A 20,999-nucleotide genomic window follows, 5' to 3' on the forward strand; every position below is an offset into this window, starting at 1 on the left:
CGCCCCCGACGAAAGTCGCCGCTCACGGCGTTCGGGGCACCTCCGTGGGCACTCCCGTGGACAGGTCCGTGGGCACGTCCTCGTCGAAGGCCGTGAGCAGCAGCGCCACGTCGTCCACCCGGTGCGAGGAGCCGACCTCACGCAGGATCCGTTCCGCCAGCAGCTCCAGGCCGTCCGGCCCCTGCTCCTCGCCGCGCCCGAGCGCGGCCCGCAGCAGGTCCACCCCCTGGTCGATCGCCACCGCCGGATCCTCCACCAGCCCGTCCGTGTACAGCGCGACCACCGTGCCGGGCGCCAGGCGCAGCTCGCTGACCGGGTACTCGGCCAGGTCCTCCACGCCCAGCAGCGGCCCGCCCGGCACGTACAGCGCCTCGGCCCACCCGTCCGGGAAGCGCAGCACCGGCGGCAGGTGCCCGGCCCGGGCGATCCGGGCGCGGCCGTCGGCGGGGGTGAGGCGGACGAGGCAGCAGCTGGCGAGCAGTCCGGGGTCGAGGTCGAGGAGGAGCCGGTTGGTGCGGGCGAGCACTTGGTCGGGCGGATCGCCGCCGGTGGCGAAGGCGCGGACGGCGCTGCGCAGCTGGCCCATGGTGGCGGCCGCGCCGACGCTGTGGCCCTCGACGTCGCCGATCACCAGGGTGACGTCCCCGCCGGTGACGATCGCGTCGTACCAGTCGCCGCCGATCTCCATGCCCTGGGTACCGGGCAGGTAGCGGGCGGCGATCCGGATGCCGGGCACGTCCGGGAGGCGGTGCGGCAGCAGCGCCTGCTGGAGGCCGCGGGCCAGGGTGAACTCGGCGTCGTACAGCCGGGCCCGTTCCAGGGCCTGGGCGATGAAGCCGCCGAGGGCGGTGAGCAGGCCGCGGTCCTCGGCGGTGAACGGGCGCGGCCGGTCGAAACCGAGGATGCAGCTGCCGACGGGGTGGCCGGAGGCGATCAGCGGCAGGAAGGCCCAGGCGCCCATCTCGTCGAGCGCGATGCCGGGGTAGGCGGCGGCGAGTTCGCGGACCGATTCGAAGAAGATCGGGGTGCCGGTGCTGAGCGTCTCCGCGCCGGGGATGCGGGCGGCGACGGGGGTGCCCTCGAAGCCGTCCAGGAAGCCGTCCGGGTAGCCGGTCTGCGAGATCAGGTGCAGGTGCTTGTCGCGCACCCCGTAGATGGCGAGCTCCTGGCCGCCGAAGGCCGGCAGGATCTCCTCGGCCACGGCCCGGCAGACCTCGCGCACGCTGACGGCCTCGGTGAGCGCGCTGGCGAGCTGGAGCAGGTGGTAGGTGCCGCCGATGCCGGCGGGGGCGTCGGTCCGGGTGGCGCCGCGGGCCGCGGGCGGCGGGGGCGCGGCCCGCGGTTCGGCAGCGCCCGGCGGGGCTTCGGCGGCCACCACCCGGCCGGTGACGCCGTGCGTGTCGGGGTAGAGCGAGAAGGCGAGCCAGCCGTCCGGCGGGCGGGCGGCCAGGAAGGCGGTGGGCTGCTGGGAGAGCAGGGCGGCCCGGTAGCGGTTCTCGAAGAAGGGGTCGGCGAGCCAGGGCAGCACGTCCCACAGGTGGTGGCCGACCAGGTCCTCGCGGCGCGCCTGGAGCAGTGGCTCGGTGGCGCGGTTGGCGTAGCCGACCCGGCCGTCCGGGTCGAGTGAGAAGACGCCCTCGCGCAGTCGCTCGACGGCGGCCGCGGCCGCGGTGAGGGTGCGGGCGTCCAGCACGGCGCCGACCAGATGGGTGCGGCCGTCCGCCGAGATCGCCGAGGGCACCCGCGCCCAGAGCTCCACCGGGTACGGGTGGCCGTCCGGCCCGAGCACCCGGACCCTGGCCGCCAGCACCTCGCCCAGGGCCAGGGCGGTCCGGGCGGCGGCCCGGAACTCGGGCAGGTCGCCGGGGGCGATCCGGCTGCCGAGGGCGGCCGCCGTGCCGTCGAACTCGTCGGGTGCGAGGCCGAAGATCGCGAGGAACTGCTCGTCGGCGGCCAGCGCCCCGGTGGCGACGTTCCAGTCGAACATCCCGACCCGGCAGGTCGGCGCGGACGGCGGCGGCAGCTCGACCACGGCAGCGTCGCCGCCCGGCTCCACGGGGTGCCCGGCCGCCGCCAGGCCCGCCAGCCCGGCGGCCAGCCGCCCGGCCACCTCCGCCAGCCGCGGCGGGGCGTCCTCCGGGACGCCGTCGTCGGAGGCCGGCCAGAACACGCTGAGCACCCCGAACCGCTCCCCGCCGCCCGCCACCGGCACGCAGGCGGAGGCGAAGTCGTACGGCATGCCGACCGCGAGCTGCGGGAAGCGCCGCATGGTGTCCTCGGTGTCGGCGAGGGTGATGGTCCGCCCGGTGCGGAAGCTGACGGCGACGGGCAGCGGGCCGGCGGCGGCGATCCGCCGGAACGGGCTCATGATCGACAGCGGTACGCCCGCGATCGTGCAGAGCACCAGCGAGCGGCCGTCCCGCGATCGCAGGTACACCATCGCCCCGTACGCCCCGGTGCCGCCGAGCGCCCGGCGGACGGCGCCCGCCAGCAGGTCGTCCCGCTCGACCGCCGCCGGGGCGGCGTCAAGCTCCTGCGGCCGGTGCGGGCCGGGCGGCGCCGCCCGGTCACGGCCGCCCGCGTGCGGATGGCGCATGCTCTTTTGCTACGCCGGGCCCCGGGGCGTGTCAAGGCGAGCCCCCCGCGGCCCCGGATGCCCGTCGGCCCCGGTTGCGCCAGCATGGACGGCATGCCGACCACCTCCGGCCGCACCACCGTGGTCAACCTCAAAGGCCACCGCGACGACCCCTCCTGCGCCGACGTCGTCTACGTCGGCCGCGCCATGCACCGCGGCGGCTGGCACCTGTCCGAGTCCCCGCTGCACTGCCCCTACCGCCCCGGCCCCGACCTCACCCGCGAGCAGATGGTCGCCGACTACCGCGCCTACCTCCTCGCCCGCCCCGACCTGCTCGCCCTCGTCCCGCCCCTGCGCGGCCACCGCCTCGGCTGCTGGTGCGCCCCGCTCCCCTGCCACGCCGACGTCCTCGCCGACCTCGCCGACCACCCCCCGCAGCACTGACGGGCGGGCGCCTCACAGCCCGGAGAGGTCGGCCTCCACCGCGTACGGCACCACGGCCTTGACCCGGCCGGTGAACAACTCGCCCGCCCGGTACGAACGGCTCGCCGCGTCCAGCACGTAGGTGTGGACGATCGGGACGCCGTCGGCGACCTGCTCGACCCGCCAGTAGAACGGGATGCCCGCCTTGGCGTACTGGTCCAGCTTGACCACCCGGTCGGTGGTCTCCGAACCCGGTGAGACGACCTCGACGAGCAGCAGCACGTCCGCGGGTCTGGTGGGCGACTCGTCGATCGTGTCCGCCCGGTAGACCACCACGTCCGGGCGGCGGTTGTTCAGCGGCACGTCCTGGAGCCTGACGTCGAAGTCCGTGTCGGCGTTCCACTCGGCGCCGCCGGCCGCGTCCAGGGCGTTCGCCAGGAACCGTGCGAGCCGGTTGTGCCGTTTGGAGGCGCTCGGGCTCACGACCACCATCCCGTCGACGATCTCGATGCCCGCGCACTGCTCCACGGTCCAGGAGTCGTACTGCTCGCTGCTGATCTGCCGGTGCATCCACTCGGGTGCGATCATCTCGGCCGTCACGCCGTACCTCCCCCGGGGCTGCTGGGCGGGCCTGTGCTGTGCCTCAGCCTAGTACGCCGCCGGTCGGGGTTTCGGGTGGTTCGGGGGCTGTTCGATATCCTCCGGGCGAGTGGTGGCGCGTGGGGCGCCGCGGGGGAGGTGGGAGCCGGTATGCAGTCGCCGTCGTCCGAGGGGCCCGTGCGCGAGACGTCGTGGCAGTGGGACGGGGAGGCGGACGGCGCCGCGGGGGAGCCCGCGGACGTGGTCGGCGGGGGCGGGGACGGGCCGCGGCTGAGCCGGCGCGGGCTGCTGGCGGGGGCCGGGGCGCTGGCGGCGGGCGCGGCGGTGTGGGCGTTCGGCCGTTCGGGTGCGGACCAGCCGGCTCCGCCGCCGCAGCCGAAGCCGACCGCGCTGTCCGGGCCGACCCCGCTGTGGACGTACCGGGGGCCGGAGGCGATGACCCCGGAGCGGCTGACCGGCCCGCCGACCCGGCCGGTGTTCCTGTCCCGGGCCGGGCTCCAGGTCCTGGACCCGGCCACCGGCGAGGCGGCGCGGCTGCTCACCATCGACCCGCCGCGCGGGAACTGGCCGAGCGACCTGGAGGTGCTGGGCAAGGTGGTGCTCGGGCCGGACCGGCTCTTCACCACCTCCCCTGGCCACCTGGACGCCCGCCACCTCGGCGACCCCGCCGCCGACTGGAGCCTGCCGCTGCCCGACGACCTGCAAGGCTCCGTCCAGCTGTCCGGCTTCGACGACGGCACCCTGTACGGCTACGTCTGGGACTGGTCGCGGGAGAGCTCGACGCCGGACGGCCGGCTCTTCGCCGTCCGGGTCGCGGACCACTCGATGCTGTGGCACCTCCCCACCGACCGCAACGAGCAGCCGTTCACCCCGGTCACCGCGCCCGGCGGCCGCCTCCCGTGCCTGCGCAACCTGGGCAACGGCAGCGAGCTGGTGGTCCGGGACACCGCCGACGGCCGGGAGCTGTGGACGGCCCCCGGCGCCGGGGACCTGGGCTGGTGCGTCGGCGGCCCGGTGCACGTCTACGTCCCCGACGGGGCCGGCGGCGTCCGCGCGCTGCGCCCCGGCGGCGAGCCGGCCTGGACGGTCTCCCCCGGCCGGGGCGAGTCGTGGCGGGCGATGCCCGCGGTCTCCGACGGCCCGCGGGTCTACCTGGCCCGCGACAACGGCCTGGTCACCGGGCACGACGCGGTCACCGGCGCACTGCAGTGGTCCTACCGGCTGCCGTTCCTGCTGGACCGCCGCAGCCATCCGCTGGTGGCCGGCGGCACGCTGTTCGTCCCCGGACCGGCGACCGCCGGGGTGTGCGCGATCGACACCGCGAGCGGCACACCGCGCTGGACGTTCCTCGACTCGGGCCCCGGCAAGGACGTCTGGTCGCTCGCCGTCGACGCGAACCACCTCTACGCCGGCCACGACGACGTCCTGCACGCCCTCCCGCTCACCTGACCGCCCGGCACCACAGCCACGACGGCACGGCGACACGACGGCACGACAGGATGGCCCGATGCAGGTACACCCGATCTCCCCCGACCGGCTGGCCGAAATGCTCGCCGACCGCATCGCCGCGCTGTCCGACCCCGGCGGCCGGTGGCTGCGGGTCGCGGTGGACGGCGCGCCCGCCGCCCGCCCCGACCTGCTCGCCGACGCCCTGGTGGAGCCGCTGCGGCTGCGCGGCCGCCCCGCGCTGCGGGTGTCGGCGGCGGGCTTCCTGCGCCCGGCCTCGATCCGGCTGGAGTACGGCCACCAGGACGCGGACGCCTTCCACGACCTCTGGCTGGACGACGGCGCCCTGCTGCGCGAGGTGCTGGACCCGCTGGAGCCCGGTGCCAGCGGCCGCGTCCTGCCCTCGCTGCGCGACCCGGCGACGGACCGCTCGACCCGCGCCCCGTACGCCGAACTGCCGCCCGGCGGCGTGCTGTTGCTGGACGGCGCGCTGCTGCTCGGCCGCTGGCTGCCGCTGGAGCTGGCCGTCCACCTCGCGCTCACCCCGACTGCCCTGGCCCGCCGCACGCCCGCCGACCAGCAGTGGACGCTGCCCGCCTTCGCCCGCTACGAGGCGGAGACCGGCCCGACCGAGGCCGCCGACGTCACCGTCCGGGTGGACGACCCGCGTCACCCGGCCCTGGTCGAGCGGAGCTGACGCCCGTACCGGCCGGGGCCGGGCCGCGCTGGCAGTAGGGGCACCAGTACGCCACCCGGTCCTGCGGGGGCGCGCCCTGGCGGGCGGTCCGGACGAGGGTGCCGCAGCGCGGGCAGGGGCGGCCGGCCCGGCCGTAGACCCAGTGCTGGTGGCCGCGCCGGGTGTCGCCGGTGGTGACGTGTCCGGGGCGCAGCCGGTTGGCGTCGAGGAGCTCCCGGGCCCGCTCCACCAGCCGGTCGGGGCGCGGGAGTTGGCGCACCTCGGTCCACGGGGTGACGCCGGCCAGGTAGCAGAGCTCGGCGGCGTAGACGTTGCCGATGCCGGCGAGGTTGCGCTGGTCGAGCAGCGCCTCGGCGAGCGGGCGGCCGGGGTGGGCGAGCAGCCGGCGGACGGCCTCCACCGGGTCCCAGTCGGGGCCGAGCAGGTCGGGGCCGAGGTGGCCGACGGCGCGTTGCTCGTCGGCGGTGCGCAGCAGGTCGACGACGGGCAGCCGGTAGCCGACGGCGGTGCCCCGCTCGGTGCCGAGGACGGCGCGGATCTGCCAGGCGGGGCCGCCGGACCAGCGCTCGCCGGGCCGGTAGACCTCCCAGCGGCCGTCCATCCGCAAATGGGTGTGCAGGGTGAGGCCGCCTTCGAGGCGGGTGAGCAGGTGCTTGCCGCGCGGGGCGACCTCCAGCACCCGGCGGCCGGCGAGGACGGCGGTGGCGTGCGCGGGCACCCGCAGGTCGGCGCTGGTCAGCACCTGCCCGGCGAGGGCCTCGTGCAGCCGGGCCGCCGCGCGGTAGACGGAGTCACCTTCTGGCATGTCTCCATCCTCCACCGCGCGGCGGCCCGGCGGGGCGGCGCGCTACTCGCCCTCGGCCACCTGGCCCTCTCGGACGACGACGACCGGGCAGGGCGCGTGCTCGGTGAGGTGGCGGCTGACCGAGCCGAGCAGCACGCCGGAGAAGCCGCCGAGGCCGCGGCTGCCGACGACGAGCAGCGCGGCGCCCTTGGCGGCCTCCAGCAGGGCCTGGGCGGCGTTGCCGGGCATCACGCTCTCACTGATCCGCACGCCCGGGTCGTCGCCGACGACCCTGACAACGGTGTCGGAGAGGGTCTTGCCGGCCAGTTCCTCGGGGTTGAAGACCTCGGCGGACGGCACGCTCGGCGCGGCCCAGCCGTAGAACGCCGGGTACTCCCAGGCGGCGATCGCGGTGATGGTCCCGCCGACGGCTCGCGCGTAGTCGACCGCCCAGCGCAGCGCCTGCTCCGAGGCGGGCGAGCCGTCCACGCCGACGACGATCCGGGGGTTGGCACTCATGGCGTTACTCCTTGGCGCTCAGTTCCTGCTCGGTCCCGACACCCCGAACATAGATCAAATCGGGTGTGTGGTCGGCATTTGCCACGCCGTGATCGGCGTTTTACATTCAGATCGATGGCACATGGCCTGGCCGATCTGCGGTTCGGCGGTTCTGCGGTTCTGCGGTTCTGCGGTTCTGCGAGAGTGCCCGGGTATCGGACCAGCCCCGACGACTCAACTCCGGTAAGCGGCCCAGGAGTCGGCCATCCGCTGGACCTGGCCGGGGGTGAACTGGCTCATGCAGGAGTCGTAGCTGTAGTCCATGAAGTTGTGGATCGGGTCCAGGCCGGGCCCGGTGCAGGTGCGGCGGCCCTCGGGGCAGCCGTAGGCGGGGGTGCGCTCGGGCGGGGTGTCGTCCACGTAGTCGCCCGGGGGCAGGCAGCCGCCCTGGAAGGTGTGGAAGAGGCCGAGCCAGTGGCCGATCTCGTGGGTGGCGCTGCTGCCCTCGTTGTAGTGGGCGGCGGCGCCGCCCGGCAGGGAGGCGTCGAGGACGACCACGCCGTCGTCGGCGGGGTTCGAGCGGTAGGCGCCCGGGAAGGTCGACCAGCCGAGCAGGGACTGGCCGAGCTTGGCGGTGTAGAGGTTGAGGGTGCCCGCGTCGCCCTTGCGCAGCGCGTTCTTCATTCCCGTCTCGGTCCCGGAGCCGGGGGTCATGCCGTCGTACCAGGAGGCGTTGTCGGTGTAGTCGGTGCCGGCCAGCTCGAAGTGGAACGGGCTGGGGGTGTTGCCGTCGCCCTGGCCGCCGTAGGTCGCGTTGAGGTGGTCGATCTGGGCGGCGACGACGCCCCCGTCGAGCCGGCCGGCGTCACCAGCGTGGATCACGTGGACGAAGACCGGCACCGTCGTCGGGGCGCCGACCCGGGCGTGCGCGGAGGAGAGCTGGGCGAGCCGGTCGTCGAGGTCCGCCTGCATCGCCCGGGCCTCGGCGGCGGTGACGGCGTTCGGGTCCTGCCCGGCCTGACTGCCGGCCGGCTTGCGGGCGGCGGCAGCGACGGCGACGGCATCGACAGCGGCGGCGTCGGCGTCGGCGTCGGCGTCGGACCCCGCACAGGCCGCGGTCACGGCGGCCGCGGCGGTCACGGCGGCGGAGTGCGGGGCCGGGGCGGCGAGCTGGCTGAGACCGGCGGCCGCGACCAGCACGGCGGCCCAGGGGAACAGACGGGGGGTACGCGAGCGCACCCGGGCAGTACGGCGCATCTGCGCTCCTGACAAGGGAGTTGGCGGATTGTCGGCCGCGCCCCGGGCCCGCCCGGCTCGGCGCGGACCCGCCGAGACTACGACGCGGCGAAGACGATCTCCCGCAGGGCGCGCGCGGCGGCCCGGTCGAGTACCACGGCCGACGCACAGCCCTCCGGCGCCCGTCCGGCCCCGGTGAGCCGGCGCCGCAGCCTGTCGACGGCGGCCCGGTGCCGGAGGAAGGCGTAGCGGGAGACGCTCTGCCCCCGGCTCTGCTGGCCCTCCCGCGCCTCGGCCGGTTCGGCGTCCAGCAGCAGCAGGTGCACCCGGCGGCCCTGCCGGGCGGCGGTGCGGGTCAGCCAGAGCCGCACCCAGGACAGCGATCCGCAGTCGTGGACGGCGAGCGGCCCGCCGGCCAGCACCGCGCGCCGCAGCCGCCGGTAGTGCGCGATCCGCGCCAGCGGGCGGTAGAGGGCGTACGGGAGGCGGCCGGGCAGCCTGGCCGCGTACTCCTCGCGGACCAGCTGGGAGTCGACCAGTGGGGCGCGCACGCAGCGGCGCATCAGGGTGCTCTTGCCGCTGCCGGGCAGACCGGAGACGACCAGCAGGTCGCCGGCGGGGTAGTGCAGCGCCACCGGGGCGGGGCCGGTCCGCAGGTCGTGCAGGCCGGGCTGCACCCGTAAGGCCTGCGGGGCGCCGGCTGGGCCCTGTCCAGGAGGCGACGGCACCCGGGGTGCCGCCGCCTCCGCCGTTCTCGTCCTGGTCACCGGTCCTCCCCGCGCCGTTCCCTCCCTTGGAGCATTACGCATTCCCAAGAGCGAGTAAAGAGCGGTGATCGCCGGGCCCGGCCGGCCGGTACCGGATCAGGGCGTGCCGTGCGGGCGGGTCAGCCGAGCTGGGGGGCGACCCGGGAGGCGATGAGCTCCAGGTGGTCGAGGTCGTCCAGGTCCAGGATCTGCAGGTAGACCCGCTCGCTGCCGACGGCCGCGTACCGGCCGATCCTCTCGGCGACCTCGTCCGGGGTGCCGGCCAGGCCGTTGGCCTTCAGCTCGTCCACGTCCCGGCCGATCACGGCCGCCCGGCGGGCCACCTCGGCGTCGTCGCGGCCGACGCAGGCGACCAAGGCGTTGGAGTACACCAGGTCGCCGACCGAGCGCCCGGCCTGCTCGACGGCGGCCTTGACCCGGCCGAACTGGGCGGCGCTGTCCTCCACCGAGGCGAACGGCAGGTTGAACTCGTCAGCGAAGCGGGCGGCCAGCGCCGGGGTCCGCTTCGGGCCGAGGCCGCCGACCAGCACCGGGATCCGGTCCTGGGCCGGCTTGGGCAGGGCCGGCGAGCCGGTCAGCGTGTAGTACTCGCCGGCGAAGTCGAAGGTGTCGCCGAGCTTGGTGTTCCACAGGCCGGTGATGATCGCCAGCTGCTCCTCCAGCCGCCCGAACTTCTCCTTCGGGAAGGGGATGCCGTAGGCGGCGTGCTCGGCCTCGTACCAGCCGGCGCCGAGGCCGAACTCGACCCGGCCGCCGCTCATCGCGTCCACCTGGGCGACCTGGATCGCGGTGACGCCGGGCAGGCGGAAGGTCGCGGCCGTCATCAGGGTGCCGAGGCGGATGGTGCGGGTGTCGCGGGCGAGGCCGGCCAGGGTGATCCAGGCGTCGGTCGGCCCGGGCAGGCCGTCGACGTCGCCCATCTTCAGGTAGTGGTCGGAGCGGAAGAAGGCACTGAAGACGCCCAGGTCCTCGGCGGCCCGGGCGACCGTCAGGAGGGTGTCGTAGCTCGCGCCCTGCTGCGGTTCGGTGAAGATGCGGAGATCCATGCGGACCATTCTGGTACAGACCACCCGTGGATCGGTGCAGAGAACCGGCCAAGCCGCCGAAACTCCCGAAGGTGGCCAAGGTCTCAGCACGGAACCGTCACGAGCCGCCGGTCCGGCCGACCCGCTCGCCTACGGTGGACGGATGTTCGCCACCCCCGACGAATCCTTCCGGCGCTCCCCCGACGATCCGGCCGGCTGCCCGCTGCCCGGCATCGTCGCCGCGTTCACGCCCCGGCTGTCCGAGTTCGCCTTCGAGCCCGGCTTCGTCGCGATGGTCGACCAGCACGTCGCGATGCTGCGCGAGCTGCTGTACGCGCAGGGGCCGGAGCTGGCGCCCCGGCCCCTGGACCGTGAGGAACTGTCGGACTACGCGCTCGGCTTCCTGGACGCGCTCACCGAGATCGGCTGGCGGGAACCGGTGGGGTACGACTACGCGGTGCACCGGCTGACCGCGATCTGCTGGCTGGTGCGCGAGCAGGGCCTGCTGCGGGCCTGAACCCGCTGCGGGTCGCTGCCTAGCTCGGTTGGTCGCCCGGGCGGCCCGGGTCGATGCCGGGCGGCGGCGGGGTGGTGCCCGGGGCGGCCTGGGTGGTCGGCCGGGCCGGCTGGTTGGCCAGCACGTCCGCCCGGCCCGCCTGGTAGGCGCTGCCGCGCAGTTTGGCGCTCTCCTGCTCGGCGTGGTCCAGCCAGCGCTCCCAGCGCTGGCGCATCGGCAGGATCAGGCCGCCGCCGACACCCACCACCAGCACACCGGCGATCGTGGCGAGCACCGCGATCAGCACCGGTCCGGTGATCGCGGTGGCGATCCCGGCCTGGCCGAGCGCCGCGATCACGCCCAGCGCGACGATGAACGCCCAGGCGATCGTGGCGACCGTACGGCCGTACGAGGCGCCGGCGAGCGCGTTGCGCACGATGTCGCGGACGCCGTTGGCGATGGCCATCGCGACCACCACGATCGCGACCGCCACGATGCCCCGGGGCAGCCAGGCGACGATGCTGTGGATCATCACGCTGATCGGGTTCGGGCCGAAGACGCCGAACGCCAGCTGCAGCACCATCAGCAGGATCGCGTAGTAGACGATCTTGCAGATGATGCCGGTCATGTCGTAGTTCGACCCGCTCAGGTGGCGGGCCATCCCGGCCCGCTCGGCGACCCGCTCCGAGCCGACCTTGCGCAGCACGCGGTCCAGGACCTTGGCGATCGCCTTCGCCACGATCCAGCCGATGACCAGGATCGCCAGGAAGGCGATGAACTGCGGGACGAATTTGGCGATCTTGGACCAGGCGTCGGTGAAACCCGATCCGAAGTCCACGGAGAGTGCGAGCTGCTGAGCCACGGAGTCCTCCACTCGGTGACACGGCGCCACGAGCGGCGCGTGCGGCCCCCCACCCTTCGTGGATAGCAGCACCCCGCCCGGCCCGCGCGCGCCTGGTCCCCGGGCTGCTCCCCCCGGGTGAAACGGGCCCGTAGACGCCCCGCGTAAAGTGATGTTCAAGGGCACGGGACGGGGGCGGGACGGGACAGGACGGTGCGGGTGTGAGCAGCGACACGGTGGACGGCGGCACGACGACCGGCAGCACGGCCGGCAGCACCGCCGGGCACCCGGCACTGCGCTGGCGGGTGCGGCCCGAGGCGCCGCGCGCCGCCGTCCTGGTGCTGCACGGCGGCGAGGAGCACAACCTCGCCCGACCCGGCCCGGTCAACCTGCCGCTGCTGCGGATGCACGGCTTCCTGCGCTCCCTCGCCAAGGACACCGCCGGCGCCGACGTGGCCGTCGGCACCGTCCGCTACCGCCACCGGGGCTGGAACGGGCAGCGCGCCGACGCCGCGCTGGACGCCCTCGCCGCCCTCGACGAGCTGGCCCGGGAGCTGGGCGAGGTGCCGACCGTCCTGATCGGGCACTCGATGGGCGGGCGCGCGGCCCTGCGGGCCGGCGGCCACCCGGCCGTCACCGGCCTGGTCGCCCTCGCCCCCTGGTGCCCAGCCGAGGACCCGTGCGAGCAACTGGCCGGACGGGACGTGCTGCTGCTGCACGGCGACCGCGACAAGGTCACCCCGCCCGCCGAGACCCGGGCCTTCGCCGCCCGCAGCCGGGCCGCCGGCGCCCGCGTCTGCGGCTACACCGTCACCGGCAGCGGCCACGCCATGCTCCAGCGCATCCCCGACTGGCACCGGGCCACCACCCGCCTGGCCACCGCCCTGCTCGGCCTGCGCCCGCTCCCCGCCGAGACCGTCTCCGCCCTCGCCCTCCCGCCCGCCTCCCCCGAGGCCCTCACCCTCGCCCTGCCCCGCCAGCCGCGCGGCTGACCCCGCACGGGCCGGCGGCCGCGCAGCGGCGCAGCGGCGCGGGCGTCAGCGGGCCAGGCGGCCGAGGAGCGCGGAGGCCGCGGTGATGCCGAGCACGGTGGCCACGGTCAGGACGGCGAAGTCGAGCGGGAGGTGGGCGCGGGTGCCGATCAGCAGGCCGCGCAGGGCGTCGACCTGGTAGCTGAGCGGGTTGGCCCGGCTGACCACCTGGAGCCAGCCCGGCATCAGGTCCACCGGGTAGAGGGCGTTGGAGCCGAAGAAGAGCGGCATGGTGATCGCCTGGCCGATGCCCATCAGTCGGTCACGGGTGAGCACGATGCCGGCGATGGTCATCGAGAGGCAGGAGAAGAACGCCGAGCCGAGCAGCACGGCGACCACGACCCCGAGCAGCCGCAGCGGGTTCCAGGTCATCGCGACTCCGAGCAGGGCGGCGATCACCACCACGACGACGGCCTGGATCACCGCCTTCACCCCGGCGGCGAAGGCCTTGCCGGTCACCAGCGCCGCGCGCGGGGTGGGGGTGACCAGCAGCTTGGTGAGCACCCCGGAGTCCCGCTCCCAGATGATCATGATGCCGTAGAAGATCGCGATGAACATGGCGGACTGGGCGATGATCCCGGGGGCCAGGAAGTCCAGGTAGGGGATGCCGCCGGTGGGGATGGCCTTCAGCCGGGTGAAGGTCTCCCCGAAGATCAGCAGCCACAGCGCGGGCTGCACGGCCCGGGTGTAGAGCTCGGTGCGGTCGTGGCGCAGCTTCTGCAGCTCGACGGTGCACATCGCCAGCGTCCGGGCGGGCACCAGCCGCCAGCCGGTGCGGGCGCGCGGGGGGACCAGCAGCAGCCCGAGGTCGGAACGGGCGGCGGTCGCGGTCGCGGCGGCAGTGGCGGGGCCCGGGGGCTCAGCCGACGCGGGAGGCGGTGCGGCGGGTACGGCGGACATCGCTGAACTCTCCTTCCGGGGCCTCGCCGGGGGCCAGCTCGCGGCCCGCGAAGTGGCGGAACACGTCGTCCAGACTGGGGTCGGCGAGCTGCGGATCCTGCGCGCGGACCACGGTCTTCAGCTCCTCGGTGGTGCCGAGCGCGCGGATCCGGCCGCGGTCCATCAGGGCGATCCGGTCGCAGTAGCGGTCGGCCTCGTCCATGTAGTGGGTGGTGACCAGCACCGTCATCCCGGTGGCCCGGCGGACCGCCTCGACGCACTCCCAGACGCCGGTGCGGGCGATCGGGTCCAGGCCGATAGTGGGCTCGTCCATCACCAGCAGGCGCGGGGCGCTGACCAGGGCCTGGGCGAGCTCCAGCCGGCGGACCATGCCGCCGGAGTAGGTGCCGGCCATCCGGTCGGCCGCCTCGGCGAGGCCGACGGCGGCCAGCGCCTGGGCGACCCGCTCGCGGCGCTCGCCGTGCGGCACGTCGAAGACGCGGGCGAACAGCGCGACGTTCTCCCGACCGGTCAGCCCACCGTCCGCGGAGAGCTGCTGCGGCACGTAGCCGAGCAGTCGGCGGACCTCCATCCGCTGCCGGGCGGGGTCGTGGCCGAAGACCCGCACCATGCCGGCGCGGACCGGCAGCAGGGTGGTGATCGCCCGGATCGTGGTGGTCTTGCCCGCGCCGTTGGGGCCGAGCAGGCCGAACACCTCGCCGGTGCGCACGGTCAGGTCGACACCGTCGACGGCCTTGGTGCTGCTGCCCTTCCCGCGCCCGTGGTGGAAGGTGTACTCCAGGCCGCGGCAGACCACCGCCTCGTCACCGCCGTTCTCCGGGAACGTCATCGCTCCTCCTCCCCCGGCTCGCCCGGTCGGGTGCGCAGGCCCGTCGCCACCTCGCGCAGCGCGGGCACCGCGGCGGCCAGGGCCGCCCGGGAGTCGGCGGGCAGCCCGGCCACCACCTCCCCCACCAGCGCGGCGCGCCGGGCCCGCCAGACCGCGAGGCGTTCGACGGCCTCGTCGGTGGCGTACAGCAGGGCCGCCCGGCGGTCGGCCGGGTCCACCTCGCGGCGCAGCAGCCGCAGCGCGACCAGCTGGTTGACCAGGGTGGAGACCGAGTTGCCAGCGAGGCACAGCTCCTCGGCCGCGTCGGACACCCGCAGCCCGGGGGTGTCCATCACCAGGCGCAGCAGTTCGATCTGCGCCCCGCGCAGCCTCGGCTCGGTGAGTCCCTGCCGCAGTCGGCGGCGGACCAGGCGCTGGATGCCGACCAGCAGGGCGGAGAGTTCGTCGGCCACGTCGGGATCGGGGGTCGTCGGAAGGTCGACGGCCGGTGCGGGGGTGAGCGTCTCCGGTGTCGCACTCATACCTCCGATTTTAGCTCTCAGTGAGAGGTATTCGTCCAGAGGGCGGACGGGGTGGACCGGAGGACTGCCGGGCGGGGCGCGGCTGTGCCAGGATCCCGGGTGACCGTGTACGGACACCCACCCACCCTCACCGCTGGGAACCCTCATGAGAAGACTCGCGCTCCGCGTGCTGTCCGCGGCAACGGCGCTGTCCGCGTTGCTCGTTGTGCCGGCGGCCACTGCCGCTACCGCCGCCCCGGACATCGCCACCGAAAGCGCCACCACCGCCGCCCCGGCGCCGCTCAGCGGCGCGCAGTTGGCGGCCTCCTGGGCGGGACCGCTCAGCACCCGGGGGCGGTACGTCGTCGACGCGTCGGGCGACCGGTTCAAGTTGAAGTCCGGCAACTGGTCCGGCGCGCAGGGCACGTGGCAGGGCAGCGGCTCGACCACCGATCCGGCGAACAACCAGGCCGGCCAGGTCTCGTACAACCTGCCGCTCGGCCTCGACCGGGCGCCGCTGTCCGAGATCATGGCGGGCTTCCACAGCCTCGGGCTCAACAGCGTCCGACTGCCGTTCGCGGACGCGATGATCCGGGACACCGCCGCCGTCCCGGACGCCGCCGTCGCCGCCAACCCCGGGCTGCGCGGCAGCACCCCACTGCAGGTGTACGACGCGGTGGTGGCGGCGCTCACCGCCGACGGGTTCGCGGTGATCCTCAACAACCACACCACCGGGTACCGGTTCTGCTGCGGCCTGGACGGCAACGAGCGGTGGAACAGCGGCCAGTCCACCGAGACGTGGGAGCAGGACTGGCTGTTCATGGTGAACCGGTACCGGGCCAACAAGCGCGTGGTCGGCGCCGACCTGCGCAACGAGGTCCGCCGCGACACCTGGGACGACCCCAACTGGGGCCTGGGGGACGGCCACGACGCGTACGCCGCCTTCGAGGAGGCGGGCAACCGGATCCTCCGGGCCGCCCCCGACCTGCTGATCATCATGGAGGGCATCAACTGGCAGGGCGTCCCGCTGGCGGGCCTGCCGCACGGCCGTCCGATGCTCAAGCCGGTGGCCACGCTCTCCCACACCCTGATCGACTCGGGCAAACTGGTCTACTCGGCGCACTTCTACGGGTACACCGGCTCGGCCAACACCGGCGCGGGCAGCGGTCCGGGCGCCACCGGCGATCCCCGCTACCAGGACTTGACGCCCAGTCAGCTCGCCGCCGTGGTCGACGAGGAGGCGCTCTTCGTCACCCGCGCCGGGCAGCACTTCACCGCCCCGGTCTGGATCAGCGAGTTCGGCGCGGGCGGGCGGGGCCCGACCGACGCCAAGGAGCAGGCCTGGTTCGACCGCTTCACCGCGATCCTGGCCGAACACGACACCGACTTCGCCGTCTGGCCGCTGGTCGGATGGCACAACGACGGCGTGCCGCAGGACAGTTGGGCGCTCCTCCACTACGACCGGGCCGGCCGGCGGCTGAGCGTCGAAGACCCGGGCGACTGGCGCGCCGCGGACTGGAACCGGCTGGTCGCCGCCCCCGGGTACACCGGCCCGGTGCCGGCCGCCGCCCGCTGGAACCTGCTCGACCTCGACCACACCGACCAGAACGCCTCCCGGCGGATGCTGGCCCTGCCCGACTGGAGCAGCGGCAACCGCAAGGGGAACTGCCCGGACGGCCAGCGCCTGATCGGCCTCGGCCGCGGTGACGGCCGCGGCCTGTGCACCGACGCCGGGCAGCCCGCCACCGGGGCGGACGCCTGGACGACCGTCACGGACGAGCGCTACGTCACCGGCGGCGACTGGGCACCCGGCTACAACAAACTCCAGTGCCCGGACGGCCGGTTCGCGGTCGGCTACAGCGTCCGCGCCGACGCGATGGCCGCCCTGCTCTGCGCCCCGGCCGCGGCCGCGCCGCCCGCCGCGGCCGACCGGGTGCTCTGGTTCGACCACGGCGACAACCGGCCCCCGGCCGCCACCGGCGCCGACTCGGCGGCGAGCGACTGGGCGCCCGGGGCCTACAAGGGGCAGTGCGCCTCGAACGAGTACGTCGCGGGGGTCGCCTTCACCTGGCGCTGGCTGCACGCCGGCGTCCCGGACGCGCTGCTCTGCCGTCCACTGGCCTGACACCGCCGCTGCCGGGGCCCGGCCGACGGGCCGGGCCCCGGCGGGAACGGTTCAGCTCAGCGCGGCCTGGGACTCCACGACCACGCCGTACAGGTCGCCGATCGTCGCCAGGGCGCTGCGGTGCAGCTGGGCAGCGGTCACCCGGGTGCCCGCCGAGGCGAGCGGGCGGGTCGCGCAGGCGTCGGCGACGACGGTCGGCCGGTTGCCGCGCAGGAAGGCGCCCGCGGTGGTGAAGGCCACGCACATGTGGGTCATGAAGCCCGCGACCACCACGTCCTGGTGGCCGGCCTCGTCGAGCAGGGCGCCCAGGCCGGTGCCGACGAAGGCGTCCGGGGCCTGCTTGACGACCACGGCCTCGCCCTCGGCCGGTGCCACGGCGGGGTGGATCTGCCCGATCTCGGCACGGACGTCGTACGGGGTGCCCGCGCCGCCGTCGTTGATCACGTGGATGACCGTGGCGCCCGCCGCGCGCGCCCGGGCGAGCAGGGCAGCGGCCGCGTCGAGCGCCTCCCGCCAGCCCTCCAGCTCCATCACGCCGCGCACGTAGGTGTTCTGGTAGTCGATCAGGATCAGCGTGGACGCGGCGAGCGTGGCGGGCGTCTCGTCGAGGCCGTTCAGGGCGCGCAGGGTCGTCGTGGGCATGGGGGGGACCACCTTCGGTTCGGTGCACGGGTAAGGGCGGGCGGCGGCTGCGACGGCCGCGGCGGCCCGGCCCCTGGAACGCTACGACCGGTCACCGAATGTCGGCAATGCCGTCTAACCTGCAGATTCCGACATCGAGAGAGCACGAAGAGAGCGCAGGTGGGGCCGTGGGCGCCGTACAACGACTGATCGTCATCGTCCTGTTCGAGGGCGTCGACCTGCTCGACGTCACCGGACCGCCCGAGGTGTTCTCCCTCGTCCGGCGGGAGACCGGCGACGCGACCGGCTACCGCGTCGTCCTCGCCGCCGCGACCACGGACCCGGTCACCACCGCCGCCGGCGTGCGGATCCTGCCCGACCTCACCTTCGACGAGGCCGCCGCGAGCGCCATCGACACCCTGCTGGTGCCCGGCGCCGTCGAGGTGGACGGCCCGCGCCTGGTCCGCCCGCGCACCGACCCGGCCGTGGTCGACTGGGTGCGCGCCCTCGCCGGGCGCTCGCGCCGCATCGCCTCGGTCTGCGTCGGCGCGCACCTGCTCGCCGCCGCCGGGCTCCTCGACGGCAAGCGCGCCACCACCCACTGGTCGACCGCCGCGCAACTGGCCGCCGAGTACCCGGAGATCGAGGTGGACGCCGACCCGATCTTCATCCGCGAGGGCGACGTCTGGACCGGCGCGGGCATCAGCGCCTGCCTCGACCTCTCCCTCGCCCTGGTCGCCGAGGACTTCGGCGAGGAGCTCGCGCTGAGGGTCGCCCGCCAGCTCGTGATGTACCTCAAACGCCCCAGCGGCCAGAGCCAGTTCAGCGTCCCGCTGGAACCCGTCTCCACCACCCGGCGGGTCGAGGAGCTGCGCCACCACGTCCTGCGCAACCTCACCGGCCGGCTCACCGTCCCCGACCTCGCCGCCCACGCCCACGTCAGCGAACGGCAGTTGACCCGGATCTTCAAGACCGAACTGGGCACCACGCCCAGCGCCTACATCGAGTCGGCCCGGGTCGAACTCGCCCGCCACCAGCTCGAATCCACCGATGCCACGCTCGAACGCGTCGCCGCCGACTGCGGGTTCGGCACCACCGACACCCTGGTCCGGGCCTTCCGCCGCCGGCTCGACACCACCCCGACCGAGTACCGCCACCGCTTCCGCACCACCAGTCCCGCGCCCCCGGTCAGAGCGGCAGCCGGACGGTGAACACGGTGCGGCCCGGCCGGCTCGCCGCGTCCACCGTGCCGCCGTGCGCCCGGACCACCGCCCGCACGATCGACAGGCCGAGCCCCGTCGACCCGGTCGAGCGCGAGCGGGCGCGGTCCCCCCGGACGAACCGCTCGAACATCCGGTCCGCCAGCTCCGGCGCGATCCCCGGGCCGTCGTCGGCGACGGCCAGCCGCACCTTCGCCCCGGCCGGCTCCAGGCTCAGCTCGACCTCGGTGCCGGGCGGGGTGTGGGTCCGTGCGTTCGCCAGCAGGTTGACCACCACCTGGCTGAGCCGGTCCGCGTCCCCGCGCACCAGCACCGGTTCCTCGGGCAGCGCCAGGCGCCAGCGGTGCCCGGGCCCGGCCGCCCGGGCGTCGGCCACCGCGTTCAGCGCGATCCGGGTCAGGTCGACCTCGGCGTCGGCCAGCGGCCGGCCGGCGTCCAGCCGGGCGAGCAGCAGCAGGTCCTCGACGATCGCGCCCATCCGCACCGCCTCCGCGTCGATCCGCTCCAGCGAGTGCCGGACCGGACCGGGCACCGCGCCCGGGTGGCGCAGCGCGAGTTCGGCGTGGCCGCGGACCGCCGCCACGGGGGTGCGCAGCTCGTGGCTGGCGTCGGCCGCGAACGCCCGCAGCCGCTCCTCCACCGCGTGCCGGCGGGCCAGCGCGTCGCCCACGTGCCCGAGCATCCGGTTGAGCGCCGCGCCGACCCGGCCGACCTCCGTCCGCGGATCGTCGTCCGGGACGCGTTCGGCCAGCGTGACGGCGCCGCTGGCGAGCGGCAGCGCGGCCACCCGCTCGGCCGTGCCCACCACCCGCCGCAGCGGACGCAGCGACCAGCCGACCCAGACCGCCCCGGCCGCCCCCGCCCCGGCGACGGCGATCGCGAAGACGGTCAGTTCCAGGGTCGCCAGCCGGTCCACGGTGTCCTCGGCCGGGCGCAGCGGCAGTCCGCTGACCAGCACGTCGCCGTCCCGGCCGGCCACCGCACGCACCCGGTAGTGGCCCTGCGCGCGGCCCAGGTCGACAGTGCGGGCCGGCCCGCCGACCGGCAGGGCGGCGAGGGCCCGCTGCTCGGCCGGCGAGAACACCAGCCGGTCGTCGGCGCTGGGGCCGTTGGCGTCGTCGGCGTCCCCGTCGACCACGCCCGCCGCGGTGACCCGGCCGTCCAGCAGCCGGGCGCCCAGGGTGCCGGGGGTCTGCGCCCGGGTGTCGGTGCCGCCGCCCTGGCCGGCGTGCTCCAGGCTGGCGGCGTAGCGCCCGCCGGCGTCGGCGAGCTGCTGGTCCAGGCGGTCCACCAGGAAGTGGCGCAGCGCCGCCGTGGTGGCGAGGCCGACCGCGGCGCAGGTCACCACCAGCAGCACCAGCAGGCCGGCGATCAGCCGGGCCCGCAGCGTCCGCGGCACCAGCCGGGCGGCCCGGCGGCGCGCCCTGGCGGCGCCCGTGACCAGGCCGTCCGTCGTGGGTCGGCCGGTCACGGGGCCGCCTTGATCAGGTACCCGGCGCCGCGCACCGTGTGGATCATCGGCGTCCGGCCCGCGTCCAGCTTCTTGCGCAGATAGCTGATGTACAGCTCGACGACGTGCGCCTGCCCGCCGAAGTCGTACGACCAGACGGCGTCCAGGATCTGCGCCTTGCTGAGCACCTGCCGCGGGTGGTGCATCAGGTGGGCGAGCAGCGCGTACTCGGTCGGGCTGAGGTCGACCACCTCACCGGCCCGGGTGACCTCGCGGGCCCGCTCGTCGAGGACGAGGTCGCCGAGCACCAGGGCGTGTGCGGGCGGCTGCCCCGCGGCCCCCGGTGGGGCGGCCCGGCGCAGCAGCCCGCGCAGCCGGACCACCACCTCGGCCAGGCTGAACGGCTTGGTCACGTAGTCGTCGCCGCCCGCCGCGATGCCCGCGATCCGGTCCTCGACGGCGTCCCGGGCGGTGAGGAAGAGCACCCGCACCTCGGGCCGCTCGGCGTGGATGCGGCGCAGCACCTCCATGCCGTCGAGGTCGGGGAGCATCATGTCGAGCACCACGGCGTCCGGGCGCCAGTGCGCCGCCGCCCTGACGGCGGCCAGACCGGTGGTCTCGCCCCGTGCCTGCCAGCCCTCGTAGCGGACCGCGCCGCAGACCACCTCCACCAGGTCCGGTTCGTCGTCGACGACCAGGACCCGCCAGTCCTGCCGGTCGGCGCCCCGCTCGGCGGTGTCGTCCATGGTGCTCCCTGGGTGCAGGCGGTCGGCCGCCGTCATCCTGGCCCACCGCGATGAGAAAGCCCTGAGACCGGCAGTCGCCCGCAGAACCCGCTCCACCCGCCCTGACCTGCGGCGACACCGCCGGGGGCGACGGGGGCGGCGGCACCGGTTCAGAGCCGGCTCAGAGGTTCCGGTGCGATCGTGGTGCGC

Annotated in this window: 21 protein-coding genes; 7 read left to right on the forward strand and 14 right to left on the reverse strand. The window is 75.2% G+C overall.

What is annotated here, in order from left to right:
• Positions 1-22 precede the first annotated feature (22 nt).
• The gene (locus tag ACFVHI_RS22480; RefSeq protein ID WP_380342006.1) at positions 23-2,596 is read right to left on the reverse strand and encodes a SpoIIE family protein phosphatase; all 2,574 of its coding nucleotides are present in this window, start codon (positions 2,594-2,596) and stop codon (positions 23-25) included.
• Between the two features lie 93 nt (positions 2,597-2,689).
• On the opposite strand from ACFVHI_RS22480, the gene ACFVHI_RS22485 reads away from it, so the two are divergent.
• A complete protein-coding gene (locus ACFVHI_RS22485; protein ID WP_063351637.1) occupies positions 2,690-3,019 on the forward strand; it encodes a DUF4326 domain-containing protein in 330 nt (109 codons plus the stop codon).
• 12 nt (positions 3,020-3,031) lie between these two features.
• Here ACFVHI_RS22485 and ACFVHI_RS22490 read toward each other — a convergent pair whose 3' ends face one another.
• Positions 3,032-3,598 (reverse strand): Uma2 family endonuclease, encoded by a 567-nt coding sequence (locus tag ACFVHI_RS22490; RefSeq protein ID WP_063350478.1) that lies wholly within the window; start codon positions 3,596-3,598, stop codon positions 3,032-3,034.
• A gap of 150 nt (positions 3,599-3,748) precedes the next feature.
• Here ACFVHI_RS22490 and ACFVHI_RS22495 point away from each other — a divergent pair, with 150 nt between their 5' ends.
• Both ACFVHI_RS22495 and ACFVHI_RS22500 read left to right on the forward strand, forming a co-directional pair.
• On the forward strand, positions 3,749-5,047 hold the full coding sequence (locus tag ACFVHI_RS22495; protein ID WP_380342010.1) for a PQQ-binding-like beta-propeller repeat protein: 1,299 nt from the start codon (positions 3,749-3,751) through the stop codon (positions 5,045-5,047).
• Between the two features lie 58 nt (positions 5,048-5,105).
• Entirely contained in the window at positions 5,106-5,741 is a 636-nt protein-coding gene (locus ACFVHI_RS22500; RefSeq protein WP_063350476.1) for a hypothetical protein, read from the forward strand.
• On the opposite strand, the gene ACFVHI_RS22505 is transcribed toward ACFVHI_RS22500, so the two are convergent.
• The 5 genes from ACFVHI_RS22505 to ACFVHI_RS22525 all read right to left on the reverse strand — a co-directional run bounded on the left by ACFVHI_RS22505 (position 5,689) and on the right by ACFVHI_RS22525 (position 10,072).
• Complete coding sequence (locus tag ACFVHI_RS22505) at positions 5,689-6,546, reverse strand: DNA-formamidopyrimidine glycosylase family protein (protein WP_063350475.1); 858 nt, start codon at positions 6,544-6,546, stop codon at positions 5,689-5,691. The two genes, ACFVHI_RS22500 and ACFVHI_RS22505, sit on opposite strands and share 53 nt — an antisense overlap.
• Positions 6,547-6,588: 42 nt before the next feature.
• Positions 6,589-7,044: a universal stress protein gene (locus ACFVHI_RS22510; RefSeq protein WP_063350474.1), complete on the reverse strand. Its 456-nt coding sequence runs from the start codon at positions 7,042-7,044 to the stop codon at positions 6,589-6,591.
• Between the two features lie 213 nt (positions 7,045-7,257).
• Positions 7,258-8,280: a zinc metalloprotease gene (locus ACFVHI_RS22515; RefSeq protein ID WP_063350473.1), complete on the reverse strand. Its 1,023-nt coding sequence runs from the start codon at positions 8,278-8,280 to the stop codon at positions 7,258-7,260.
• Positions 8,281-8,357: 77 nt separating this feature from the next.
• Complete coding sequence (locus ACFVHI_RS22520) at positions 8,358-9,068, reverse strand: AAA family ATPase (RefSeq protein WP_063350472.1); 711 nt, start codon at positions 9,066-9,068, stop codon at positions 8,358-8,360.
• Positions 9,069-9,145: 77 nt separating this feature from the next.
• Positions 9,146-10,072: an LLM class F420-dependent oxidoreductase gene (locus ACFVHI_RS22525; protein ID WP_063350471.1), complete on the reverse strand. Its 927-nt coding sequence runs from the start codon at positions 10,070-10,072 to the stop codon at positions 9,146-9,148.
• A gap of 142 nt (positions 10,073-10,214) precedes the next feature.
• On the opposite strand from ACFVHI_RS22525, the gene ACFVHI_RS22530 reads away from it, so the two are divergent.
• Positions 10,215-10,568, forward strand: coding sequence for a DUF6401 family natural product biosynthesis protein (locus tag ACFVHI_RS22530; protein ID WP_063350470.1), 354 nt, complete (start codon positions 10,215-10,217; stop codon positions 10,566-10,568).
• 19 nt (positions 10,569-10,587) lie between these two features.
• Here ACFVHI_RS22530 and ACFVHI_RS22535 read toward each other — a convergent pair whose 3' ends face one another.
• Positions 10,588-11,409: a hypothetical protein gene (locus tag ACFVHI_RS22535; protein ID WP_063350469.1), complete on the reverse strand. Its 822-nt coding sequence runs from the start codon at positions 11,407-11,409 to the stop codon at positions 10,588-10,590.
• Positions 11,410-11,609: 200 nt separating this feature from the next.
• On the opposite strand from ACFVHI_RS22535, the gene ACFVHI_RS22540 reads away from it, so the two are divergent.
• Positions 11,610-12,380, forward strand: a complete 771-nt coding sequence (locus tag ACFVHI_RS22540) for an alpha/beta hydrolase (RefSeq protein ID WP_244293538.1) — start codon at positions 11,610-11,612, stop codon at positions 12,378-12,380.
• A 45-nt stretch (positions 12,381-12,425) separates the two neighbouring features.
• Here the strand turns inward: ACFVHI_RS22540 and ACFVHI_RS22545 are convergent, their stop codons facing one another.
• Genes ACFVHI_RS22545 through ACFVHI_RS22555 form a run of 3 tightly spaced genes read right to left on the reverse strand, consistent with a single transcriptional unit; the run spans position 12,426 to position 14,669 of the window.
• A complete protein-coding gene (locus tag ACFVHI_RS22545; protein ID WP_063350468.1) occupies positions 12,426-13,319 on the reverse strand; it encodes an ABC transporter permease in 894 nt (297 codons plus the stop codon).
• Positions 13,279-14,148 carry an ABC transporter ATP-binding protein gene (locus ACFVHI_RS22550; RefSeq protein WP_079136106.1) on the reverse strand — a complete coding sequence of 290 codons (870 nt, stop codon included), beginning with the start codon at positions 14,146-14,148 and terminating at the stop codon, positions 13,279-13,281. The genes ACFVHI_RS22545 and ACFVHI_RS22550 overlap by 41 nt, the downstream gene beginning before the upstream one ends.
• A complete protein-coding gene (locus tag ACFVHI_RS22555) occupies positions 14,145-14,669 on the reverse strand; it encodes a MarR family winged helix-turn-helix transcriptional regulator (RefSeq protein ID WP_079136105.1) in 525 nt (174 codons plus the stop codon). The genes ACFVHI_RS22550 and ACFVHI_RS22555 overlap by 4 nt, the downstream gene beginning before the upstream one ends.
• Positions 14,670-14,814: 145 nt before the next feature.
• On the opposite strand from ACFVHI_RS22555, the gene ACFVHI_RS22560 reads away from it, so the two are divergent.
• Positions 14,815-16,773, forward strand: coding sequence for a glycoside hydrolase family 5 protein (locus ACFVHI_RS22560; protein WP_380342019.1), 1,959 nt, complete (start codon positions 14,815-14,817; stop codon positions 16,771-16,773).
• A gap of 51 nt (positions 16,774-16,824) precedes the next feature.
• On the opposite strand, the gene ACFVHI_RS22565 is transcribed toward ACFVHI_RS22560, so the two are convergent.
• Positions 16,825-17,415 carry an isochorismatase family protein gene (locus ACFVHI_RS22565; protein WP_063350466.1) on the reverse strand — a complete coding sequence of 197 codons (591 nt, stop codon included), beginning with the start codon at positions 17,413-17,415 and terminating at the stop codon, positions 16,825-16,827.
• A gap of 167 nt (positions 17,416-17,582) precedes the next feature.
• Here ACFVHI_RS22565 and ACFVHI_RS22570 point away from each other — a divergent pair, with 167 nt between their 5' ends.
• Positions 17,583-18,605 carry a GlxA family transcriptional regulator gene (locus ACFVHI_RS22570; protein ID WP_380342023.1) on the forward strand — a complete coding sequence of 341 codons (1,023 nt, stop codon included), beginning with the start codon at positions 17,583-17,585 and terminating at the stop codon, positions 18,603-18,605.
• On the opposite strand, the gene ACFVHI_RS22575 is transcribed toward ACFVHI_RS22570, so the two are convergent.
• Positions 18,583-20,085 (reverse strand): sensor histidine kinase, encoded by a 1,503-nt coding sequence (locus tag ACFVHI_RS22575; protein ID WP_380342026.1) that lies wholly within the window; start codon positions 20,083-20,085, stop codon positions 18,583-18,585. The genes ACFVHI_RS22570 and ACFVHI_RS22575 overlap by 23 nt on opposite strands.
• Positions 20,082-20,810, reverse strand: a complete 729-nt coding sequence (locus tag ACFVHI_RS22580) for a response regulator transcription factor (RefSeq protein ID WP_063350464.1) — start codon at positions 20,808-20,810, stop codon at positions 20,082-20,084. Before ACFVHI_RS22580 ends, ACFVHI_RS22575 begins: the two co-directional genes overlap by 4 nt.
• Positions 20,811-20,999 lie beyond the last annotated feature (189 nt).

It is taken from the genome of Kitasatospora sp. NPDC127121 (assembly GCF_042677305.1).
Classification (GTDB): domain Bacteria; phylum Actinomycetota; class Actinomycetes; order Streptomycetales; family Streptomycetaceae; genus Kitasatospora.